The sequence below is a fragment of the Clostridium sp. NSJ-145 genome, assembly GCF_021044725.1.
GTDB lineage: Bacteria > Bacillota > Clostridia > Clostridiales > Clostridiaceae > Clostridium > Clostridium disporicum_B.
On sequence record NZ_JAJNOS010000010.1, the window covers coordinates 135,278 to 157,485 of the forward strand.

Here is a 22,208-nt window from a genome sequence, read left to right on the forward strand (position 1 = left end):
ATGAAAAATGCATTATGGAAAGATATATTTAGAGATATCAAGAAGACTAAAGGTAGATTTATTTCTATTGTATCTATTATTGCATTAGGAGTAATGCTTTTTACAGGAGTTAAGATAGCTCCATTAGATATGAAAGGATCTGCTGACAAATATTATGATGATTATAACTTAATGGATTTAAGAATAATATCAACATTAGGATTAACAGATGAAGATGTAAAAGATATAAAGAAAATAGATGGTGTATTAGGAGCATATCCTGAATATACAATGGATGCTTTAACAAAGGTAGGAAATGATGAATTTGTTATTAGAGTTCAAAGTATGCCTATATCTAATTTAAGTGATAGTAATGATGACTATATTAATAGATTAAATGTAGTTGAGGGAAGATTGCCAGAAAAATCAGGAGAGTGTGTTGTTGCTAAGGGAAAGTTTAAAGATGGAAAAATTAATATTGGAGATACGCTATCTTTAAAGTCAGGAAAAGAAGAAGATATAACTAATTCTTTAAATGTCAAAGAGTATAAAGTAGTAGGTATTATAGAAACACCATATTATTTATCTGACCAAATTGGTAGTACAACTATTGGTAGTGGAAGTGTTAGTACATTTATGTATATTCCAGAATCAGATTTTAATATGGAGGTATATACAGATATATACGTCACTGTAAGAGATGCAAAGGAGCTTAATTCATATAAAGATGAATATTTTGATGTAGTAGATAAAGTTAAAGAAGCTATTGAAGATAAATCAGACGTAATAGTTGATAGAAGATACAACGAGATAAAAGATGTAGCTATTGAAGAATTAAATAAAGGTAAAAAAGAATATGAAGAAAAGAAGGCTGAAGTAGAAAAGCAGTTAAGTGATGCTAAATCTCAAATTGAAGATACAAAGATTCAATTATTAAATGCAGAAACTGAAATAGATAATAAAGAGGAAGAGTTAAATACAATGATAGCTAATGGTGAATCTCAATTAGCTAGTGGAGAATCCCAATTAATTAAGAAAGAAGCGGAGTATGAAGCTGGATTAAAAGTGTTCAATGATGCTAAAGCAGCAGCGGAAGAAGGCTTCAATCAAGCTGAAGCAGCTTTAGTAGAAGCTGAAAATAAAATAGCGATTTTGGTTGAAAAAAAATCTGAAATTGAGAATAAGTTGAATGATCCTAACATTAGTGAAGTAGAAAAAATAATGTTAGAAACTGCATTATCAGCTATAGACCTTATTGTTACAAATTCTTTAGATAAAATAAATACAGGTAGAGCAGAGCTAGAAAGTAAAAAGGCAGAGTTTTATAATCAAGAACAGGCATTAGCAGATGCAAAGATTCAGTTAGATACTGCAAGAGCTACATTAGATGCAACAAGAGCAACACTTCAAAGTGCAAAGAGCGAAGGTGTAATCCAGCTGTCAAATGCTAGAGTAGAAGTAGAAAATGGTAAAGTTCAATTGGCAGAGGGGGAAGCTGAGTACGAGAAAAATAAAGCGCTTGCAGACGAAGAACTCTTAAAAGCAGAAGAAAAGCTTAAAGATGCAGAAAATCAAATAAATAAAATAGAAAAACCAAGTCTTTATATATTAGATAGAAATTCTCATTATTCATATGTTGATTATGAAAATAGTGCAAATAGTATAGATAAGGTATCAAATGTATTTCCTGTATTCTTTTTAGTAGTAGCTGCATTAGTATGTTTAACTACTATGACAAGAATGGTAGATGAACAAAGAATAAATATTGGTACTATGAAAGCTCTTGGATACAGTAATGGAAATATAGCAAAGAAATTTATTGTATATGCTTTATTAGCAAGTTTAATAGGATCAGTTTTAGGTATCATAGTAGGCTTTACATTTTTACCAAAAGTAATATATGATGCGTATAATATTATGTATATAATGCCTTCTATGACTTTCTTTACAGATATTCCGCTAGCAATTATAACAGCAGTTGTTGCAGTTGGATTAACTACATTAGTTACTTATTCTGCATGTAGGATTGAACTTAGAGAGACACCTTCAGTTCTTATGAGGCCAAAAGCTCCTAAGGAAGGAAAAAGAATATTACTAGAAAGAATACCTTTTATATGGAATAGATTTAATTTTACTGGAAAGGTTACAATCAGAAATATATTTAGATATAAAAAGAGATTTTTGATGACTGTAATAGGTATTGCAGGAAGCACAGCTTTATTACTTGCAGGACTTGGATTAAAAGATTCCATAAAAACTGTAGTAGAAAAGCAATTTGGAGTAATAAATAAGTATGACATATCAGTTAATTTAGAAAATAATATAAATACTCTTAAGAAAAATGATTTAACATCTTATATTAATAATCAAAAGGATATTAAAGATTTATTATTTGTTAAAGGTGAGATGTGTAAGATTGAAGCTAATGATGTAAGTAAAGATTTAGATGTTATAGTCCCAGAAGATATAAATGCATTTGATAAATTTGTTCATCTTCAAAATAGAACTTCTGGAGAAGCAATAGAGTTAAATGATGATGGAATAGCTATTACAGAAAAGATTGCAAAGACGCTTGGTGTAAAAGTTGGAGATAAAATAACTATAACTAACAGTAATGATGTAACAGGAACTGCTAAGGTAGCATCAATAGTAGAAAACTATATACAACACTATATTTATATGACTCCTGATTATTATGAAAAAGTATTTGATAGAAAAGCTACTCCAGATGAAGTTTATATTATATTAAATAACTCTACTAGTGAAGTGGCTGATGCTGTATCTAGTGGATTAGTAAATCAGGATGGTGTATCAGGAGTTGTAAGTAATACTGGAGTAAGAGACAATTTTAATAACACTATAGAATCTTTAGATTTTATTGTATTAATAATGATTATATTTGCTGGTGCATTATCATTTATAGTTCTATATAATCTTACAAATGTTAATATTTCAGAGCGTATTAGGGAAATAGCTACAATAAAAGTTTTAGGGTTCTATGATAAAGAAGTAGCAGCTTATATATTCAGAGAAAATGTATTATTAACAATAGTTGGAATGTTTGCAGGACTAGTACTTGGTGTAGTATTGCATCAATTTATTATGGTTACTGTAGAAATGGATTATGTAATGTTCGGTAGAAGTATTAATACAATCAGCTATGTATATGCAGGATTACTAACAGTAGGATTTGCTTTATTAGTAAACTGGGCAATGTACTTTAAGCTTAAAAAGGTACAAATGGTAGAATCATTAAAATCAGTAGACTAAAATAAAAAAAGTTGCTTTAATAGCAACTTTTTTATTTTAACTTTTAAACTTCAAAAATCCAGCCTTCCGGTCCTTCAATATCACCAAATTGTATTCCAGAAAGGATTCTATAAAGTTCTTTTATTACAGGACCAACTTCTGTTTCACTATAGAATACGTGAAGGTGACCATTATATTCAATACCACCAATTGGAGTTATTACAGCAGCAGTTCCACAAGCGCCAGCTTCTTTAAATTCATCTAGATTATCTATTGGAACGTTCCTTTCATAAACCTTCATACCTAAGTAATGTTCGGCAATATGCATTAATGAATACTTGGTTATACTTGGAAGTATAGAAGATGACTTTGGAGTAACAAATTTATTGTTTCTAGTTATTCCAAAGAAGTTAGCAGCCCCAACTTCATCAATATTTTTTCTAGTTGCAGGGTCTAGATATATACAATCTGCAAAACCCCTATCAACAGCTACTTTATGAGGCTGAAGAGATGCAGCATAGTTTCCACCTACTTTGTTAGCTCCAGTACCATGTGGAGCAGCTCTATCATAGTCAGCAATCATAAAGTTACATGGAGTCATACCACCCTTAAAATAATTACCTACAGGTAAGCAGAATACAACGAATATATATTCCGTTGCAGGTTTAACACCTATATTATCACCTACTCCGATTACGAAAGGTCTTAAGTATAAGGTCCCACCAGTACCATAAGGTGGTACAAAGTGCTCATTTGCTTTTACTACTTGCTTACAAGCATCTATAAACTTATCTACAGGTATTTCAGGCATAAGTAACTTACTTAAGCTGTTATTCATTCTTTTAGCATTTTCATCAGGTCTAAACAATTGTATTTTTCCTGATTTTGTTCTGTAGGCTTTTAGTCCTTCAAAACATTGTTGTCCATAGTGTAATGCAGTTGATGCTTCGCTTATTGTTAACATATTATCTTCTATAAGATTGCCGTCATCCCATTTTCCATCCTTCCAATATGAAATGTAACGATAGTCAGTTTTAATATAATTAAATCCAAGATTGCCCCAATCAATGTTTACAGTTTTATTCATTTAAATCGCCCCTTTATTTATTTTATTCATCATTTTATCATTAATAACGAATAAGCGAAATATTAACATAAAAGTATTTATTTATACAAAATTATACTGACTATATGATAAAAAATACTATATTAATTGAAAAAATATTAAGGGTTTAATATTAGTATATAAAGAATAGAGAAATAGAATAACTATATGAGAATTTTATTGAAGAATATGGTACAATAATAAGTGTAAATATGATTTATATCATGGAGGTAAAATTTATGAAGAGAGAAATTATTTCAACAGCAAAAGCCCCATCTGCTATAGGACCTTACTCACAAGGAGTTAAAATTGGTGAGCTAGTTTATACATCAGGTCAAATACCAGTTAATCCTGCAACAGGAGAAATGGAAACAGATATTAAAAAAGCAACTGAAAGATCAATGAATAATGTTAAAGCTATTTTAGAAGAAGCTGGTACATCTTTAAAAAATATAATTAAGACAACTATATTTTTAAAGGATATAAATGACTTTGCAGCAGTAAATGAAGTATATGCAACATTCTTTAATGCAAATCCTCCAGCAAGAAGCTGCGTAGAAGTTGGAAAGCTTCCAAAGGATGCATTAATAGAAATAGAAGCAATAGCACATTTATAAAAAACAAAGCTATATTTATATAGTTAAAGTTTAAATGATAAACTCATTCTCATATTGTAGGATGAGTTTAATTAATAATTAAGAGGGGGTGGAGAAATGGACATATTAGAAATTTACAGTGCTTTAGATGCTTTAGGGATATTTTTAGGAATAGTTTTCATATTTTTATTAGGATTCCTATTATTTGGAGTAATAGTTTATATTTTTACGGGTATAGCTTATTATAAAGCTGCTGAAGTTGAGAGTATACCTAATAATTGGTTAGCTTGGATACCAGTAGGTAATAGTTATATAATGTTAAGATTAGCTGAAAAGAATATGAATTTTTTATTTGTTTTTATTGCATCAATGGCAAGTACTGTTATCAGAAACTTTTTTGATACAGGAGTAATATTTAACCTAATATCATTTGCTATAAGTATAGTATCAATTATTATATCTATACAATGCTATTTAGTTATAGGTAAAAAGTATGAAATAAGTCCAGCTTGGTTCATTGTTGGGTGTTTTATAATACCAGTAATGATTGTTCCAATGGTAATGCTATATAAGAAAGCAAAAAAGATATCTAGAGGTGAAGCTACATTAAATAGCATAGAAAATGATGCAGATAATGAATTTTGATAAAAAAGCCGTATAGGCTTTTTTATTTTTAAAAAATATAGTAAATTATAAAGTTGTATAATATTATATTAATAAGTTTTAAAAAATAAGATACAAATGGAAGGGAAGAAAAATGAAGAAAAGAAAAATTAAATTACTATCAATTTGTGCTACTGCTATACTTTCAGTAGGGCTATTTGCTGGATGTGGCTCTTCAGGATCTAAGCAAGAAATAAATGTTTTAAACTACGGAGCAAATGCAGCAGAAGGTGTATTTGAAGAGTTTGAAAAAGAAACAGGTATAAAAGTTAATGAGACTACTTTTGATGATATGCAGTATATGTATCAAGAGGTGTCTAGTGGTAAGGTAAACTATGATGTAATATTAGTTTCAGATGATATGGCTGAAAAAATGATAAAGGAAGATATGCTTCAAAAAATTAATAAAGATAATATTCCAAACATAGTAAATATGAATGAGGGGGATATGGGTAAACCATATGATCCTAATAATGATTACACAGTACCATATATGAATGGAACAATAGGTTTAATATATAACACTGAAACTGTTGATGAAGATATAACTAGCTGGCAAGCATTATTTGATCCTAAATATAAGGATGAAATATTTATGTTTGATAATATAAGAGATACTATTGGAGTTGCATTAAAGACTTTAGGGTACTCATTAAACTCAACAGATCCTGCTCAATTAGAAGAAGCAAAGGAATTATTAATTAAGCAAAAGCAAGAAGTAAATCCTATTTATGGGGCGGATGAAGTTTTAGACCTAATGAGAAGTGGTGAAAAGAAAATAGCTATGATATGGTCAGGTGAAGGATTAAACTTAGAAGCTGAAGATGGAAAGTTCAAATATGTTATCCCAGTTGAAGGTGCAGACTATTGGCTAGATTCATGGGCTATACCAAAAGATGCAAAGAATGTTGAAGGTGCAGAAAAGTTTATAAACTTTATGTGTGATAAAGATATAGCATTTAGAACTGCTGATGAAATTGGATATACATCTCCACAAAAGCAAGCTATTGATGAACAAGAAGATGAAGTTAAGAATAATCCAAATGCATATATGCCACAAGAGATATTAGATAAATGTGAAGGGTATAAGTATTTAAATCAAGATGAATTAAAATTATATCAAGATGTGTGGATGGAAGTTAAAAACTAACTGCTTATAGCAAAGGGAAAAGGTCAGTATAGAAATTATTCTTAAAAAGTATAATAATAAATGTGAATAAAGTGTTATATATATAGTAGAAATAAATATTTTAGTATATAATATGTATTAAAATTGATTCACTAAGGAGGTTATTATGGATAGGGTAATTGATTTTAATGAATTAAAAAATAAAGTTAACGATAAAGATATAGATAAATTTGAAAGCTATATTTATGATTTATATTATAGAATGGCTGAAGGTAAAATAAATATGGCTGACTTCAATAGAGAGATTTCATCTTATATGGAGAAAAATAATATATCTCAAGATAAATTTATGAAGATACAAGCGAAACTTATGGAGAGATATGGTTTTGATTCAGCAGCATTAGAAGAGCAAATGAAATCATTAGGATTAAATAATATTACTCCTGATGATTATGAAAAAGGCAGAAGAATGATGAGCTTCCAAGAGAAGTATAAATCAAGAATAAAAGTTAGAGCTGCTAGTGAATATTATATTAAAAATGAAAAAAATAATATAAATATTTGGCTTGAAGATGTAGATGTAATTATAAGAAGTGAAGGTAAAATTGATTTAACTGATGTTGAGTTAAATGAATTCCTATGCTCATATAAAAAAGTTGTAGATGAAAGAAGTTTAAAAATATCTATTTGTGAAAACACAAAGGAATATGATTACTAAAACTTACAACAACTTTCTATTTATTTTAAAATAATTTAAGGTATAATAAATAAGGTGTGATTATAAATCACTCCTTATTTTTAATTAGAGATGAATAAGTTAAATATACTGGGGGATGAAAGATGAGCGTTTTAACAGTTAAAAATATAAGTCATGGATTCGGTGACAGAGCTATTTTTGAAGATGTATCATTTAGATTACTTAAAGGTGAGCACGTAGGACTTATAGGTGCAAACGGAGAAGGTAAATCTACGTTTATGAATATAATAACAAGTAAGTTAATGCCAGATGAAGGACAAGTTATTTGGAGTAACAGAGTTAGAGTTGGTTATATGGATCAACATGCAGAGCTTGAAAAGGGACTTACAATAAGAGATGTATTAAGAAGTGCATTCCAATACCTATTTGATATGGAAGCTGAAATGAATGAGCTTTATGGAAGAATGGGAGAAATGGATGAAGATGAAATGAATAAAGCTCTTGAAAGAACAGCTGTTATTCAAGATATGTTAGATAATAATGGATTTTATGTTATAGATGCCAAAGCTGAAGAAGTTGCTAAAGGGTTAGGTCTTTTAGATGTTGGTTTAGATAGAGATGTAACTGAACTTAGTGGTGGTCAAAGAACTAAAGTATTATTAGGGAAATTATTACTTGAAACTCCTGATATATTACTTCTTGACGAGCCTACAAACTACTTAGATGAAGCTCATATTGAATGGTTAAAGAGGTTTTTACAAAACTATGATAATGCATTTATCCTTATATCACATGATATTCCATTCTTAAATTCAGTAATTAACTTAATTTATCATGTGGAAAATAGAAAACTTACTAGATATGTTGGAGATTACTATGAATTCCAAAGAATATACGAAGCTAACAAAGCTCAATTAGAAGCTGCATATGAAAGACAACAACAAGAAGTTGCTCAACTTAAAGATTTCGTTGCTAGAAATAAAGCAAGAGTTGCAACAAGTGGTATGGCTAAGGCTAGACAAAAGAAACTTGATAAGATGGAAATGATTGAGCTTGCAGCAGAAAAACCAAAGCCAGAGTTTAACTTTAAACAAGGAAGAACTTCAGGAAAGGTTATCTTCGAAACTAAAGATTTAGTAATTGGATATAACGATCCATTAACTAAGCCATTAAATCTTTATATGGAAAGAGGACAAAAAATTGCTCTTGTAGGAGCTAATGGTCTTGGTAAGACAACATTACTTAAGAGCTTAATGGGTAAAATACCAGCATTAAGCGGTGATGTACATTTAGGAGATTATCAACAAATAGGTTACTTCGAGCAAGAAATTAAAGAAGCTAACTATAACACATGTATTGAAGAAGTATGGGAACAATTCCCTTCAAAAACTCAATACGAAATAAGATCAGCACTTGCAAAGTGTGGATTAACTACTAAACATATTGAAAGTAAAGTATGTGTATTAAGTGGGGGAGAGCAAGCTAAGGTTAGACTTTGTAAGCTTATAAATGAAGAAACAAATATACTAATCCTTGACGAGCCTACTAACCATTTAGATGTAGAAGCTAAAGAAGAATTAAAGAGAGCTCTAAGAGAATATAAAGGAAGTATATTACTAGTATGCCACGAACCAGAATTCTATAGAGATGTTGTAACAGATATATGGAACTGTGAGGAGTGGACAACAAAAGTTGTATAGTAGAACTAAAAAAGAGTCAATTAATTGGCTCTTTTTTTAGTATAAAAATTTATAAAGTATATTGATGTTTTTTAGTTGCATTATATGAACAAAAATTACTGATTTGGAGTATAATATAATAAAATTTTTATTGGAGAGAAATATGTTAAGTAGTCAAAGATATATTACTTTATCATTAGAATTACATTTGTTTTTTGCACGAATAATGAAGGAGCATTCTATTTTCTTGGAGGCAGGATTTACACCTAAGAATACTAAACTTTCTAAGGAAGCAGATGAGTACAAAATAAAGTTTGAGAAGTTACTATTAGATACAGTTAAGGTAAGTGAAGGAGTAAATATAGAATCCGTAATAAATTCTGGAGAAATATTTACTAAATATACTTTAAGTGCGGAAAAAAAGACACAGTATTATACGGCAATAAATATAAATTTTAAGATAACCTCAATGGAACAAGAGTTAAAGTGCAAAAATAAAATTGATTTTGATAATAAAACAGTTAAGTATGTGAAACAACTTAATAATAGAGGGATAAAATTGCTAGATGGGCTCATAGATTTAAAAAAGAGAATTTTAGATGGAATGTTATGTTGTGAATTATTTACATTAAATTATCCTTTACTAATTAAACATATAATACGTGAGGCTGAATTATATCGTTCATATATAAAATTACTTGAGAATGGTGATGATATTGAGGATTTTAATAATTCAGAGGTTAGAAAGAGTGAATTATTTTGGGATCAAATTATGATGGAACATACTTTATTTATTCGAGGATTACTTGATCCTAGCGAAAATGAATTAATAGATACTTCAGAAAAGTTTGCAGATGATTATAGTGAGTTAATTAAAAAAGCAAGTGATATGACTGATATGACAATGTCTAGTATTACAAATGATACATTAGTAGAGACAACTAAGTTAAAAGAGTTTAAGGAAGCTGGTGCAGGAGGAATACTTGATTGTAAAATAAAATCTATAATATTACCACTTCTTGCTGACCATGTATTAAGGGAAGCTAATCATTATATAAGACTGTTAAATAATTATAAAAAATAATCAATTACATTATGGAATATGATATGCTATACCACATTTGGTGACAAAAGATATAGAGTTTTATATTATTTTGAATTTTATAATAATTATATATTTAATAAAGAAATAGCTAGCAAATTTGCTAGCTATTATTTATATATAGGATAATCATTAAATTTGTACATTTCTTTTCTCCATGTATGTAGTCTTTCCCATGTTGGCTCTACCCCTAATGCTTTACATACTTTTATGAAATCACCTAAAATATATATACTCATTTAAAAACTCTCCTTTACAATTAAGCATTTTATTTATATATCTATAGTTATGTTTACTAGAAAGAAAATATGATTATTTAATATAAAAAATAATAATTAAATAAAATAAATTAATTTATGAGAAAAATAGCTATTTGAATTTTATATAGTTATATAAATTAGGGGTAAATAATACAGGGGATAATTACCTTTAACATGATTTATAAAAGTTGTTATAATAATGTCTAAACAAAAGATAGGATATAAGTTGTTTCTATTTGAAAAGATACATTATAAATTATAGTATGGAGATGGTAATATGGAACATTATAAGATTTTAGGCGTTGATGAAAATGCCACTATGGAAGAAATAAAAGAGGCATATGATAATAAGGTAAAGCAATTTAAAGAAGAAATTAAAGATGAAAGAAGAGCAAGGAAATTTATAGAAGTATTTGATAAAGCTTATGAAGAAATAAAATTAGAAAGAGAAAAAAATCAGAATCAACAAACTATGATTATAGATTTTAAAGGTACTGATTCAATACAGGAGTTAAAAGATGATTTAGATAAAAGTGAAGAAAATTTTCAGTGTAGTATTGAGGGGGAGGAATTTGATGAGAGTGAAGAAAGAAGTATAGTAACTAAAGAAAAAAGGAAATCAAACTCAAAAATATCATCAGCAAAAAAGGGGAAAAGTAATAATAAGAAGTCGTCAAAGACTAAAGACAAAGATGTAGAGCATGAGAAAACTATGAAAAAAGCTAATAAGAAGGTAGTAGTTAAGAATAGAAAAGAATCGTCTACGGTAGCTAAAGCAATTAAATTACCATTTAAACTATTAGCAATACCAGTAATAGTTGTATTAACAATAATTTTATTCTTATGTAAAATATTAAACTTAATATCTTGGATTGCATCTAAGGTTATAATAATAGCTTCAATAGCAGGTGCTTCTATTCATGGATATCAAATTTACATTGGACATGCTGTGCAGTATAAGATATTTATTTTATGTGCTATAGGTTTTATAGTTTCTTTATTTTTACCTTCTATATTAAGAGTTCTTCCAAGAATTTTAGAAGGAATAAACAATAGATTAAAAAGGTTTGTTTTTTAGGTAGAATATAACTAATAATGTATTTGGATGTTTAATATAATAAAGTGAAAGAATTAATTTAAAATTGGAGTTAATATGGTCATTACACCTGGGATTAAGAACTTAGATTATGAGTATGTAGATGGAGTTAAACATTTTACTTTAATTGCTGAAGAAGTTACTCTTGAACTTATTAAAGGGTTATATGTAAAAGCATGGGGATATAATGGATCTGTGCCAGGTCCTACTATAATAGTAAATCAAGGAGATAATGTATGTATAAGGGTAATGAATAAATTACCAGAAAGGACAAGCGTACATTGGCATGGATTAGATGTACCTAATGATATGGATGGAGTACCTCCAATAGAGCCATCACCTTTTATTGAGCCTAACGAATATTTTGATTATAATTTTAAGATTACAAATCCACCAGGAACATATATGTATCATTCTCATGTTAATGTAATGGTTCAAGATAATGCAGGATTATTAGGTGGAATTATTGTTAATGATCCAAAAGATTTAAAAAAGAAGCATTATAAGGATTATTTAATTTTGTTACAGGAGTGGGCGGTGGATAAATTGCCTTGGGCTGATATTGACCCAGGAACTTACAATTTAACTTTTAAAGCGCCTGAATTTAATTTCTTTACCATGAATGGTAAGTGTTATCCTTTAACCGAACCTCTTCCTGTAAATTTTGGAGATACGGTAAAAGTTAGATTTGGAAATATACAAATGCATCATCATCCGATACATTTGCATGGACATCAGTTTAAAGTAGTAGGAGCAGATGGATTTCCTATAAGAAAAGAAACACAAATTTATAAAAATACAATATTGGTAGCATCAGGTGAAACATGGGATATTGAGTTTATAGCTAAGAATCCTGGTATATGGCCAATGCATTGCCATATGCCACATCACGTTACTAATAATGGAGCACCAGGAGTTGGAGGAATGTTTACCACAGTTAACTATGTAAAATAAATTTTTTAATATAATGGCTAGCTTATTGGCTAGCTATTTTTATATGTAAATTTAATTGTTTAATGTTATTAAGGAGTATTAAAGATTAATTTTCAAAAATTAAAAATCTATTGACTTAGAGTATAGCCTAAGTAGTAATATGGATAAGAATAGAAGAATTTGAAAGGTTGATTAGAAGTAATTAAGAGTATATGAAGAGGGGGATGAGAGGTTAATGTTTAAATTTAAAGTAGATTTAATTAGAGATAAAAATATATTGAAAGCTTTAGTATTATTTGCAGTTCCAATATTTATTTCTAACGTATTCCAACAGATGTATAACACAATGGATACGATGATAATAGGTAATGTATTAGGTGATACTTCATTGGCAGCTATAGGTGCTTGTGGAGCAGTTTATGAGTTGCTTATAGGGTTTGCTTTAGGGATTGGAAATGGATTAAGTATAGTAGTTGCTAGATCTTATGGATCTAAGGATGAGAGGTTACTTAAAAAATCAGTTGCAGGATCTTTAGTTATTGGAGCTATTGTAACAGTAGTTATCATGATTATATCAGGATTATTTTTATATCCGTTATTAGAGTTATTGAATACACCAGCCAATATTATAAATGAATCATATTCATATATTTCAGTTATTACTTTATTTGTTGGAGTAATGTTTGCATATAACTTATTTGCAGGTTTATTAAGAGCTATAGGTAATAGCGTAATGCCATTAGTATTTTTAATTATTTCATCAGTGATAAATGTAGTTTTAGATTTAATATTTATTACTCAATTTAATATGGGGATTGCTGGAGCAGCAGTGGCTACAGTTATTGCTCAAGGTATATCAGCAATTCTTTGTTTGATTTATATAATAAAGAAATGTCCAATACTTATTCCTAGTAAAGAATGTTTCAAAGTTGAAAAAGATTTATATAAAGAGTTAGCAGGTCAAGGTTTATCAATGGGATTAATGTTATCTATTGTATCAACAGGAACAGTTATATTACAAACTGCAATTAATGGTTTAGGATATTTAACTATAGCAGGGCATACTGCTGCAAGAAAGCTTAATAGCTTCTGTACTATGCCTGTTGCGACTATGAGTTTAGCATTATCTACTTTTGTTTCTCAAAATAAAGGAGCAGAAAAGTATGAAAGAATTCGTAAAGGTGTAAAAGTTGCAAATATAATGGCTATTTGTTGGGGTGCAATAATAACTGTAGCTTTATTATTTAGTGCATCTACTTTAGTAAAAGTGTTATCAGGATCAACTGAACCAACTGTAATTAATAATGGAGCTTTATACTTGATAATTAATGCACCATTTTATGCGATATTAGGTATGCTTTTAAATTTAAGAAATTCTCTTCAAGGATTAGGAAAAAAAGTTGTTCCTTTAGCATCTAGCATAATTGAATTTTTAGGAAAATGTTTATTTGTAGCATTATTTATACCAAGCCTAAAATATCTTGGAGTTATTATTTGTGAACCAATTATTTGGTGCTTTATGTTATTACAATTATCATATTCATTTTATAAGAATCCATTAATACAAGGTTATAAAAATGGATTAAATACATTAGAACAGGTTAGATAAATAATTATAGAGTTAAGGATATAAGGTGTAGGTAGAGATATCTACACTTTTTTGTTGATTACAGAGAATTAAATAAAAGAGAGATAAATGCACAAATTTATAATTTTATTGATATGTTAATTTTAAAATCTAATTAACTGATAAAAGATAAGCACTTAGAACTAATAATTTATATGCCTAATGAGTTTAGTATTTATACGTAAGAAGGATGCGAAAGAGAAGAGTAATATTAATAAGAAGCTATTAAATATGAATATTATCTCTGTGTATTTGGAATAAATTAACTAGTAATTTTTTAACTTTATAATTATAATTATTATGGTTTTTAGAGAATTTTTATATAATTATAATATATTTAAACAAAAGTTAAAACTAATAGATATATGGAGGATATTTAAATGAACAAAAGAAAAATAGCACTTCCTCCGATAGGAATGCGAATTATTAAATCTTCGATAGGAGTATTGCTAGGATTCATTATTTATTTTTTAAGAGGGAAGCAAGGGACACCTTTTTATACAGCATTGTCTGTATTGTGGTGTATGCAACCTTATAGTAGCAATGCAAAGGCTAACGCTATACAAAGAACTATAGGAACTTTTATAGGAGCTGCTTATGGATTGATAATGATATTAGTTGAGTTATATGTTATACCCTTTGATAATGAGCTTTTTAGATATATAACAATATCATTACTAATAATTCCAATTATTTATACCACAGTTATATTTAATAAGAAAAATGCTTCGTATTTTTCCTGTGTCGTATTTTTAAGTATAGTAGTTAACCATCTTAAAGATAAAAATCCATATTTATTTGTATTTAATAGAATGATGGATACTATGATTGGTATTGGTTTAGCACTTATCATAAATACATTTGAGCTACCGAGGAAAAGAAGGAATGATTTACTTTTTGTAGCCGAATTAGATAAAGTATTATTAAATATGAAAGAAACTTTAACTTCATATAGTAAGATTGAGTTAAATAAAATGCTTGATGATGGAGTTAAGTTAACAATTGCAACTATGAAAACTCCAGGAGCATTAGTTACATCATTACAAGATATAAGATTAAATTTACCTGTTATAGCTATGGATGGAGCTATATTATTTGATATGAAAGAAAATAAATACTTAAAAGTGTATGAAATGACTCATGAAGAAACTAAGAAACTTGTAGATTTAATTCAGGCTAGAAATATGCATTGCTTTATAAATACAGTAGTAGAAGATTCTGTTATGATTTATTATGGGGATTTTAAAAATCCGGTGGAAAGTGATATATATAATAACTTAAGGTCGTCTCCTTACCGTAATTATATAAAAGAGGAATTACCAGATAGATATGGAGCGGTTTATTTAATGCTTATTGATGAGACTGAAAAAATAGAATCTTTATATGAAGAATTAGAAAGGTTAGGATATACAAAAGAGTTTAAAGTTTTAAAATATGATTCTGATGATTATCCAGGATATACTTATATTAAGATTTATAATAAAAAAGCTATTAAGGAAAATATGATTAAGTATGTTCAAAGCTTAACAGATGCAAAAAGTACACTAGTCTTTGAAAAAGATAATGAAGTTTTTCAAAATTATATAAGTAAAAATGATCCTAATGAAGTAGTTAAAAAGCTAAGAAAAATTTATAGACCTTATTTTTGGCACAAGTATTAAAAGAAGGAGGCAAATTTATGCCTCCATTAATTATATAATTATTTTTTATAACCGTTACCTGCACCAGTTTCTTCTTTTATTTCATGAAGATTTAATTTCTTATCATGTTTATGGACTACTTCATGAATCTTTTCGCTTTTATGTTTTGTCATAGGAATGCCTCCTTAAAAATATTAATTATTGATGCTTATAACCACTTCCAGCACCAGTTTTTTGTTTGATTTGATGAAGATTTAATTTTCTATCATTAGCATGGATAACTGCATGAATATGGTTACTCTTGTGAGTAGTTCCGTAAAGGGGTTCAGGATTTTTAGAATCGCAAGATGGAGTATTTATATTATCTTTTAAATCTTCTTGGGTAATATAACCATTACCAGCACCAGTTTGAGCCTTTATTTTATGTAAGTTTGCTTTACCTTCGATATTACTTACAACATGGTGAATCTTATGAAACTTATTAGTGTTAACAAATGTGTCTTTAATTGGTGAAATTTCAGAAGCACGTTCAGTATTGTTATAACCATTACCAGCACCAGTTTGAGCCTTTATAGTATGTAAATTAATTTTCCCTTTAGAATTAGACATTGCTTCTTGAATTTTTTCGCTTTTACTACTTGCTTCATAAGTATCTTGTATAGGAACCTTAGATTGTTCGCCTGAAGATTTGAATCCATTACCAGCTCCGGTTTCAGCTTTTATTTCATGTAAATTAAGTTTTCTATCATTATCATGAACTACTTGGTGTATCTTTTCACTCTTATGCTTTTTCATATTAACCTCCTAAAAAATAGTATTAGATAAAATATCTATTATTGTTATGTGTTAAACAAGAAAAATGATACCTTGAATTTTATTGTAACCAACTAACAAGCTTTTGAAGTTCATATAAAAAAGAGGTAATAATCAAATATTAAGAATTAGGATTAATATAATTATCTCAATAAAATCATAAAAAAGGATTTATTTTCATGGTATTAATACTTAGACTTTGTAGATAATAGTACTGTACCAAGAGGGCATCAGGTTTTAGGAGGGAATTAATATGAGTGAAAAACACGATTGTTCATGTGCAAGCCAACAAGAAAAAGAGAAGAAAGCCAATAATTGTGGATGTAAACATAATAAAAAAGTCAAGAAAAATGATTAGATAAAATTAAAAGCTTTTTTAAAAAAACTTATATTTGAGTTTATAAAAGGACAGGTTTAGCAAAAATTAGCTAATTAAAAGTTAAAGTAACGATTGGGAAAGTGCGAAGCTGCAAATTTGCTTCGCACTTTTTAATTATATAAAAAATTAACGTTTTAATATTTGTAATTTTTAATATTTGTAATGATGATAGTAAATCATATAATAATACTATAAATAACCATAGTCTATATAAGTTTAAAATAAGAATAATAATTATGGTTATTTAGGAAAAGTAATTTGCTAAAGAATGGTTTTACAATTTAATATAAGCTTATAAGTTATATCAACTAAAAATAAAACAACCCTTATAGTAAGAATAAGGGTTGTTTTTGGTTGCGGGGGCAGGACTTGAACCTACGACCTTTGGGTTATGAGCCCAACGAGCTGCCAACTGCTCCACCCCGCGATATTAAATTGTATGCATTTCATTGATTAACTTATGACCTAAGTATAATGTAGCAAAGCACTAAAGTCAAAGTGATATTATGGCGTATTAAGCCTTAAGATGATAAGAGATACCTTAGAGTCTAAAATACGATAGAATGGTAGAATATAATATTATTATGAAAATATAAGTTTGCATCACACTATATTCCATATATGATAATGATTTATTTACAAGGGTAATTTAATCTTAATTACAAGTAGTCCACTATAATAATTTTAGAATTTATGTGTTACTATGAAGTGGACAAGTTGGTAAAGACGTAAAAGTACATTAGAACTAAAAATGAACTATACATAATAGTTCAAATTATAGGAGGAATGGAAATGAAATCTAAAATAATCGCGCTAGTAATAGCTGGAACTACAATGTTAGGAACTGTATCAGCAAGTGCTGCTACAAGATATTATGACTCAAATAATGGTGGAGCATATAGACATCATTGTAAGCATAAATATCAAAGACCTTGTAAGCCAAGTCAAGATGAAAAACCATCAACAGGAGATGATAATGTAGTAACACCACCAACAGTAGGAGATGATACTACAGTTACGCCACCAACATCAGATGACAATACAGTTGTAACACCACCAGCAGGAGAGGAGAATACAGAAGTTACTCCACCTACAACAGGAGATGATACAACAGTTACACCTCCAACAAATGAAGGAGATGCAGTAACAGATGATACAAATGCATCTGATAAATTTATGGCACAAGTCGAACAAGCTATCTTTAATAAAGTTAATGAAGAAAGAGTGAAGGCTGGTGTAGCACCATTGAGTTATAACACTACAATGGAGAAATATGCAAGAATTAAATCTCAGGATATGGGAGATAATAATTACTTCAGTCATACTGATTTAAATGGTAATTATATAACAGCTCAAATGAAAGCTGATGGGGTCTCATATAATTCATGGGGTGAAAATATAGCATACCTAGGGGGTTATGGTACTGATCCAACAGTATTAGCTAACCAATTTATGACTAACTGGATGAATTCATCAGGTCATAGAAAGAATATACTATCTACAGACTTTACAAGCATTGGAGTAGGAGTATATCAAATTGGAAATAAAGTCTATGCAACTCAAGAGTTTTATAGATAATATTTTAAATTAATTAAGCGTTCTAGATACCAATTTAACATAAATGTACTTTTAAATAGAGCCTATATTAAGTATAGGCTCTATTTTTTTGTTTTAAGAAAGTATATTTTTTAAGAATAATACCTACCAGTAATTTCAGAAACGGTAACTTTAAAGAATTTTATATTAGAAGTATCTATACATGAAAAATTTGTTATGCAATTATATTTATTTTCGAATTTTTCAATTATAGATATTTTTTCTTTAATATCATTAATAACAGTTGTAGTTCCATTTGCTATTATGGTTTTATAACTTTCTACTTTTCTACAGCGATGATGTTGTAATAAAGTGATACCTGCAATGCCAGTATAATAAATGTTATCAATTTTTTGACTAGTATTGTTACTTATAAAGTAGAATATTAAATTATCATCTGAATAGTCAAAAACATACCACATAGGTACAGATGAGATATTTGTTGTATCAGTTGTAGCTAAATAGCACATTTTCTCTTCGTTTAAAATTGCAATAATATCTTTAGTTGAAAGATTTTTATAATTACAAATATCCATACATGGAATGCTCCTTTTTTATTAAGATAATATGCTATAGTATATGAAAGAAATGCTGAAATTGTATAATAATTATGTAAATAAAAGCAAGTAATATAAGAAATTTTATACTACTTGCTTTTAAAATTATAAAAATAAAGCATCTTTATATTTTCTATTATAGATATAGTACTCCTTAAGTAAGGTAATAAAAACTTTCTTTAGTTCTAATAATTTATGCATACTATCAATTATATAAATTAATAGATTTTCCCACATAGGATTTTTTAAATAATTATCATCATCTATATATATAGTGAATAATTTATATATTATATTAGCTAAATCATTGTTTATATGTTCTAAGGATTGGGCATTTTGAAGTTCATTGATTGATTCTTTTAATAAAGTTTTATTATTTAATGAAAAATATATTAAAGATTTAGTTATACTATCAGGAACTAACATTCTATGGTCAACAAGTCCAGTATTATTTTTTAAATAATTTAATGAAGTAGAGTATTCTTTTAATCTATAGTATGCCCATGAAATTATTGAATTTAAATGTTCAATAAAATATCTATTCTTAAGCTTTTCAGCGATACTTAATGATATTTTTAAGTAAGTAATGGCATCACTATAGTTATCTAGCATAAAATGAACTTCAGCAATTTTTTCATAGCAAGACATAATACTTATAATGTTTCCTTCTGTTACATAAAAGTCTAAAGCTTTCTTTATGCAATCGTATGACTTTATTGGATTATTTTCTATTCTGTAAGCATAAGATAGCCAGTAATAACAATGACCATTATCTTTATAAGTTAAAGCTTCTTCTATAAATTCTTTTCCAATAGATTTATTATCTGAAAGATTTAAAGTATCTACACCTACGTAAAAGTTATATAGAAACTTTTGTTGTGGAGATAGTAATTCAAAGGATGAATGAAGTAACTCTTTTGAACTTTCAAATTTTTCTCTATTTGGAGTGGAACAGTATCTTGCAAGCTTAGCTAAAAAATAATCTATAACAAGAGGGGATGTAATATAATCATTTTCCTGAGACTCTAATTCGTTAAAAATCTCATTTGTCAAATCAAATTCATTAAAATGAAGACTTTCAAAAAAAAGTTTTAAACGATTAATCCCTTTTTCCAGAAATTCTTTGGAATCATTAAATGTTAATCCAAGCCTATTAAATATAATAGATATTACTTCTTCACTTGGAATTAAATCACCATTTTCTATACGACTTAAATAAGAAGCAACACAAACTCCTTTTGATAAAGTTTTTTGACTTATATTTTGATTTAGTCTATTAAGCTTAATTATAGAGCCAATTATTTTTTTATTATCTTTATATTTGTAAAAGTCCATAGTAAAACTCCTTTAATATGTTGTCGTATAATAATTATAAATTAAAATGGTAAAAATTTAAAGCGAAGAGAGGAGTTTAAAATGTAAAAAAAGTATATATTTTCATAAAAAGTGTGAAATTTGACGTTGAAAAAGTTTGCTTAAACTAAAAAAAATAACCACAATTTTACACAATTATTATCTGTACAATCTATTGACTAAAATTGCCAGACTGATATAATAAAAGTGTAACCAAAAACATGATAAAGTTTACATTAAGGTTACATATTATTTTTCGACAAAAATGGAAACGGTACCGTAAAATTTTTAGGGTGAATTTTAACGGTATTAAATATAGGACAGGCCGTTTGTATTAATTCCTAAAAACGATTTAGTAAGTATTAAAAAAGTATTTAAGTTTTACAACTTTAAATAAATTAGTAATTAAAAGTGGAGGAGAATTAATTATGAAGAAATTATTAGTTACTTTACTTGTAGCAGCTACTACATTAAATTTAGTAGCATGTGGTTCAAGTAATAAAGGTGGACAAACATCAGAAGGTGGAACTAACGAAACTACTGGTAACGATGCCAAAGTTGAATTAACTGTTCAAGTAGAAGAAGGATGGGTACCTTACTATGAACAAGTTAAAGAAACGGTTATAGGAAAATATCCAAATGCTGATATTAAGTTTATAACAACAGGATCTTTTGATCACTTAGATGTATTAGACCAATCAGATCCAACAAATCCAGACGTTGCTGACGTATTTGCTTTACCAGCAGATAGATTATATGGACTAGCTAACAATAACGCTTTAGCTGCTATAGATGCTGAAACTATGGCTAACAATGTAGGTGGATTTAAAGATTTCAAAGGTGGACTAGGTGGAAACTTCAACGTTGATGGAGAATATTTAGCTTTCCCTTATAACATAGAAACATTAATAGGATATGTAAATGTTGCCAATGCAGAAGCAGCTGGAATAGATTTTAGCAAATCTATAGAATTAACTTCTGTAGAAGCTGATCAAATATTAACAACTGTACATGATTGTTGGTTTGGAGTTGCTTTTGCTAACTCAGCTGAATTAGAATTATTAGGACATAATGATGCTGGTGAGTTATATTCAGATGCTACTAAAGAATGGTCTGAATTAACTGAAGATCAACAAAAATTATTCACAGCTTTATATGATTATTGGAAATTCCATGATACAAACAAAACTGACCTTTGGGATAAAGAAGCAGCTGGTGGATATATTGAAGAGCAATTCAAAACTGGTGGAACTGACGTTATAAAAATCGATGGACCTTGGGCAACTACAAGTGTTAAAGATTTAGTTGGAGATGCTTCAAACTTAGAAGTTATTCCTCTAACAAATATAACTGTTAACGGAAATCCATTAACTCACTGGAAAGGTGGATGGGGACTTGGTGTAAATGCAAGAGTTGAAGAAGATGATGATAAGATGGCAGTAGCTCAAGCATTTATTGAAGAAATAGTTAACCCTGCAAATGCTCAAGAATTATTCAAGTATACTGGTAAGATATTAGAAAATGTTGAACCTTCTGCTTATGAAGGAATCGATGAATTAGAAAAGAAAGTTATTGATGCAACTTATGCTGGATATGAAAAAGCTGAAAACAGACCTCTATTCACTGAATGGGGTAGCGTATGGGATTCTTGGCAAAATGCTTTATTATCATGGTCATCAACTCAACCAAAAGATGCTGAAGCAGCATATAACGAAGTTAAAGCTTCATTCGAAGCAATGATGTCAAGCTTCTAAG

Annotated in this window: 18 protein-coding genes and 1 tRNA gene; 13 read left to right on the forward strand and 6 right to left on the reverse strand. The window is 28.4% G+C overall.

Features of this window, described 5'->3' with window-relative positions; translation table 11 throughout:
* A complete protein-coding gene (locus tag LQE93_RS10585; RefSeq protein ID WP_231073526.1) occupies positions 1-3,249 on the forward strand; it encodes an ABC transporter permease in 3,249 nt (1,082 codons plus the stop codon).
* 43 nt (positions 3,250-3,292) lie between these two features.
* On the opposite strand, the gene LQE93_RS10590 is transcribed toward LQE93_RS10585, so the two are convergent.
* Positions 3,293-4,315, reverse strand: coding sequence for a branched-chain amino acid aminotransferase (locus tag LQE93_RS10590; protein WP_231073528.1), 1,023 nt, complete (start codon positions 4,313-4,315; stop codon positions 3,293-3,295).
* 257 nt (positions 4,316-4,572) lie between these two features.
* Here LQE93_RS10590 and LQE93_RS10595 point away from each other — a divergent pair, with 257 nt between their 5' ends.
* From LQE93_RS10595 to LQE93_RS10620, 6 genes are all read left to right on the forward strand, one after another.
* Positions 4,573-4,950 carry a RidA family protein gene (locus tag LQE93_RS10595; protein WP_231073529.1) on the forward strand — a complete coding sequence of 126 codons (378 nt, stop codon included), beginning with the start codon at positions 4,573-4,575 and terminating at the stop codon, positions 4,948-4,950.
* A 96-nt stretch (positions 4,951-5,046) separates the two neighbouring features.
* Positions 5,047-5,574, forward strand: a complete 528-nt coding sequence (locus tag LQE93_RS10600) for a hypothetical protein (RefSeq protein ID WP_186839458.1) — start codon at positions 5,047-5,049, stop codon at positions 5,572-5,574.
* A 112-nt stretch (positions 5,575-5,686) separates the two neighbouring features.
* Positions 5,687-6,742, forward strand: a complete 1,056-nt coding sequence (locus LQE93_RS10605; protein ID WP_231073531.1) for an ABC transporter substrate-binding protein — start codon at positions 5,687-5,689, stop codon at positions 6,740-6,742.
* 142 nt (positions 6,743-6,884) lie between these two features.
* A complete protein-coding gene (locus LQE93_RS10610) occupies positions 6,885-7,439 on the forward strand; it encodes a DUF3867 domain-containing protein (protein WP_055267751.1) in 555 nt (184 codons plus the stop codon).
* A 122-nt stretch (positions 7,440-7,561) separates the two neighbouring features.
* On the forward strand, positions 7,562-9,118 hold the full coding sequence (locus LQE93_RS10615) for an ABC-F family ATP-binding cassette domain-containing protein (protein WP_231073533.1): 1,557 nt from the start codon (positions 7,562-7,564) through the stop codon (positions 9,116-9,118).
* Between the two features lie 142 nt (positions 9,119-9,260).
* Positions 9,261-10,181 (forward strand): DUF2935 domain-containing protein, encoded by a 921-nt coding sequence (locus LQE93_RS10620; protein ID WP_231073535.1) that lies wholly within the window; start codon positions 9,261-9,263, stop codon positions 10,179-10,181.
* Positions 10,182-10,309: 128 nt separating this feature from the next.
* On the opposite strand, the gene LQE93_RS16815 is transcribed toward LQE93_RS10620, so the two are convergent.
* The gene (locus tag LQE93_RS16815; protein WP_269144370.1) at positions 10,310-10,438 is read right to left on the reverse strand and encodes a hypothetical protein; all 129 of its coding nucleotides are present in this window, start codon (positions 10,436-10,438) and stop codon (positions 10,310-10,312) included.
* Between the two features lie 298 nt (positions 10,439-10,736).
* On the opposite strand from LQE93_RS16815, the gene LQE93_RS10625 reads away from it, so the two are divergent.
* The 4 genes from LQE93_RS10625 (at position 10,737) to LQE93_RS10640 (ending at position 15,776) form a co-directional block, all read left to right on the forward strand.
* Complete coding sequence (locus LQE93_RS10625) at positions 10,737-11,537, forward strand: J domain-containing protein (RefSeq protein ID WP_231073537.1); 801 nt, start codon at positions 10,737-10,739, stop codon at positions 11,535-11,537.
* 75 nt (positions 11,538-11,612) lie between these two features.
* Complete coding sequence (locus LQE93_RS10630; protein WP_231073539.1) at positions 11,613-12,509, forward strand: multicopper oxidase domain-containing protein; 897 nt, start codon at positions 11,613-11,615, stop codon at positions 12,507-12,509.
* 214 nt (positions 12,510-12,723) lie between these two features.
* A complete protein-coding gene (locus LQE93_RS10635; protein WP_055267758.1) occupies positions 12,724-14,097 on the forward strand; it encodes an MATE family efflux transporter in 1,374 nt (457 codons plus the stop codon).
* A gap of 398 nt (positions 14,098-14,495) precedes the next feature.
* Positions 14,496-15,776: an HAD hydrolase family protein gene (locus tag LQE93_RS10640; RefSeq protein WP_055267760.1), complete on the forward strand. Its 1,281-nt coding sequence runs from the start codon at positions 14,496-14,498 to the stop codon at positions 15,774-15,776.
* A gap of 177 nt (positions 15,777-15,953) precedes the next feature.
* Here LQE93_RS10640 and LQE93_RS10645 read toward each other — a convergent pair whose 3' ends face one another.
* Together LQE93_RS10645 and LQE93_RS10650 are read right to left on the reverse strand one after the other, a co-directional pair.
* On the reverse strand, positions 15,954-16,550 hold the full coding sequence (locus tag LQE93_RS10645; protein ID WP_231073540.1) for a hypothetical protein: 597 nt from the start codon (positions 16,548-16,550) through the stop codon (positions 15,954-15,956).
* 748 nt (positions 16,551-17,298) lie between these two features.
* A tRNA-Met gene (locus LQE93_RS10650) sits at positions 17,299-17,374 on the reverse strand.
* Positions 17,375-17,739: 365 nt separating this feature from the next.
* On the opposite strand from LQE93_RS10650, the gene LQE93_RS10655 reads away from it, so the two are divergent.
* Positions 17,740-18,525, forward strand: coding sequence for a CAP domain-containing protein (locus LQE93_RS10655; protein ID WP_231073542.1), 786 nt, complete (start codon positions 17,740-17,742; stop codon positions 18,523-18,525).
* A 110-nt stretch (positions 18,526-18,635) separates the two neighbouring features.
* Here the strand turns inward: LQE93_RS10655 and LQE93_RS10660 are convergent, their stop codons facing one another.
* Positions 18,636-19,079: a pyridoxamine 5'-phosphate oxidase family protein gene (locus tag LQE93_RS10660; protein WP_231073544.1), complete on the reverse strand. Its 444-nt coding sequence runs from the start codon at positions 19,077-19,079 to the stop codon at positions 18,636-18,638.
* Between the two features lie 126 nt (positions 19,080-19,205).
* Positions 19,206-20,435 (reverse strand): helix-turn-helix transcriptional regulator, encoded by a 1,230-nt coding sequence (locus LQE93_RS10665; RefSeq protein WP_231073545.1) that lies wholly within the window; start codon positions 20,433-20,435, stop codon positions 19,206-19,208.
* Positions 20,436-20,881: 446 nt separating this feature from the next.
* Between LQE93_RS10665 and LQE93_RS10670 the strand changes: the two genes are divergently transcribed.
* A complete protein-coding gene (locus LQE93_RS10670) occupies positions 20,882-22,207 on the forward strand; it encodes a sugar ABC transporter substrate-binding protein (protein WP_231073546.1) in 1,326 nt (441 codons plus the stop codon).
* The last annotated feature ends 1 nt before the right edge of the window (position 22,208 follow it).

Coding starts and splice junctions, on each gene's coding strand:
- LQE93_RS10590 (WP_231073528.1), bottom strand. CDS start 4,315: ATGAATAAAACTGTAAACATTGATTGGGGCAATCTTGGATTTAATTAT.
- LQE93_RS10600 (WP_186839458.1), top strand. CDS start 5,047: ATGGACATATTAGAAATTTACAGTGCTTTAGATGCTTTAGGGATATTT.
- LQE93_RS10615 (WP_231073533.1), top strand. CDS start 7,562: ATGAGCGTTTTAACAGTTAAAAATATAAGTCATGGATTCGGTGACAGA.
- LQE93_RS10625 (WP_231073537.1), top strand. CDS start 10,737: ATGGAACATTATAAGATTTTAGGCGTTGATGAAAATGCCACTATGGAA.
- LQE93_RS10635 (WP_055267758.1), top strand. CDS start 12,724: ATGTTTAAATTTAAAGTAGATTTAATTAGAGATAAAAATATATTGAAA.
- LQE93_RS10630 (WP_231073539.1), top strand. CDS start 11,613: ATGGTCATTACACCTGGGATTAAGAACTTAGATTATGAGTATGTAGAT.
- LQE93_RS16815 (WP_269144370.1), bottom strand. CDS start 10,438: ATGAGTATATATATTTTAGGTGATTTCATAAAAGTATGTAAAGCATTA.
- LQE93_RS10620 (WP_231073535.1), top strand. CDS start 9,261: ATGTTAAGTAGTCAAAGATATATTACTTTATCATTAGAATTACATTTG.
- LQE93_RS10645 (WP_231073540.1), bottom strand. CDS start 16,550: ATGAAAAAGCATAAGAGTGAAAAGATACACCAAGTAGTTCATGATAAT.
- LQE93_RS10660 (WP_231073544.1), bottom strand. CDS start 19,079: ATGGATATTTGTAATTATAAAAATCTTTCAACTAAAGATATTATTGCA.
- LQE93_RS10640 (WP_055267760.1), top strand. CDS start 14,496: ATGAACAAAAGAAAAATAGCACTTCCTCCGATAGGAATGCGAATTATT.
- LQE93_RS10595 (WP_231073529.1), top strand. CDS start 4,573: ATGAAGAGAGAAATTATTTCAACAGCAAAAGCCCCATCTGCTATAGGA.
- LQE93_RS10665 (WP_231073545.1), bottom strand. CDS start 20,435: ATGGACTTTTACAAATATAAAGATAATAAAAAAATAATTGGCTCTATA.
- LQE93_RS10655 (WP_231073542.1), top strand. CDS start 17,740: ATGAAATCTAAAATAATCGCGCTAGTAATAGCTGGAACTACAATGTTA.
- LQE93_RS10670 (WP_231073546.1), top strand. CDS start 20,882: ATGAAGAAATTATTAGTTACTTTACTTGTAGCAGCTACTACATTAAAT.
- LQE93_RS10605 (WP_231073531.1), top strand. CDS start 5,687: ATGAAGAAAAGAAAAATTAAATTACTATCAATTTGTGCTACTGCTATA.
- LQE93_RS10585 (WP_231073526.1), top strand. CDS start 1: ATGAAAAATGCATTATGGAAAGATATATTTAGAGATATCAAGAAGACT.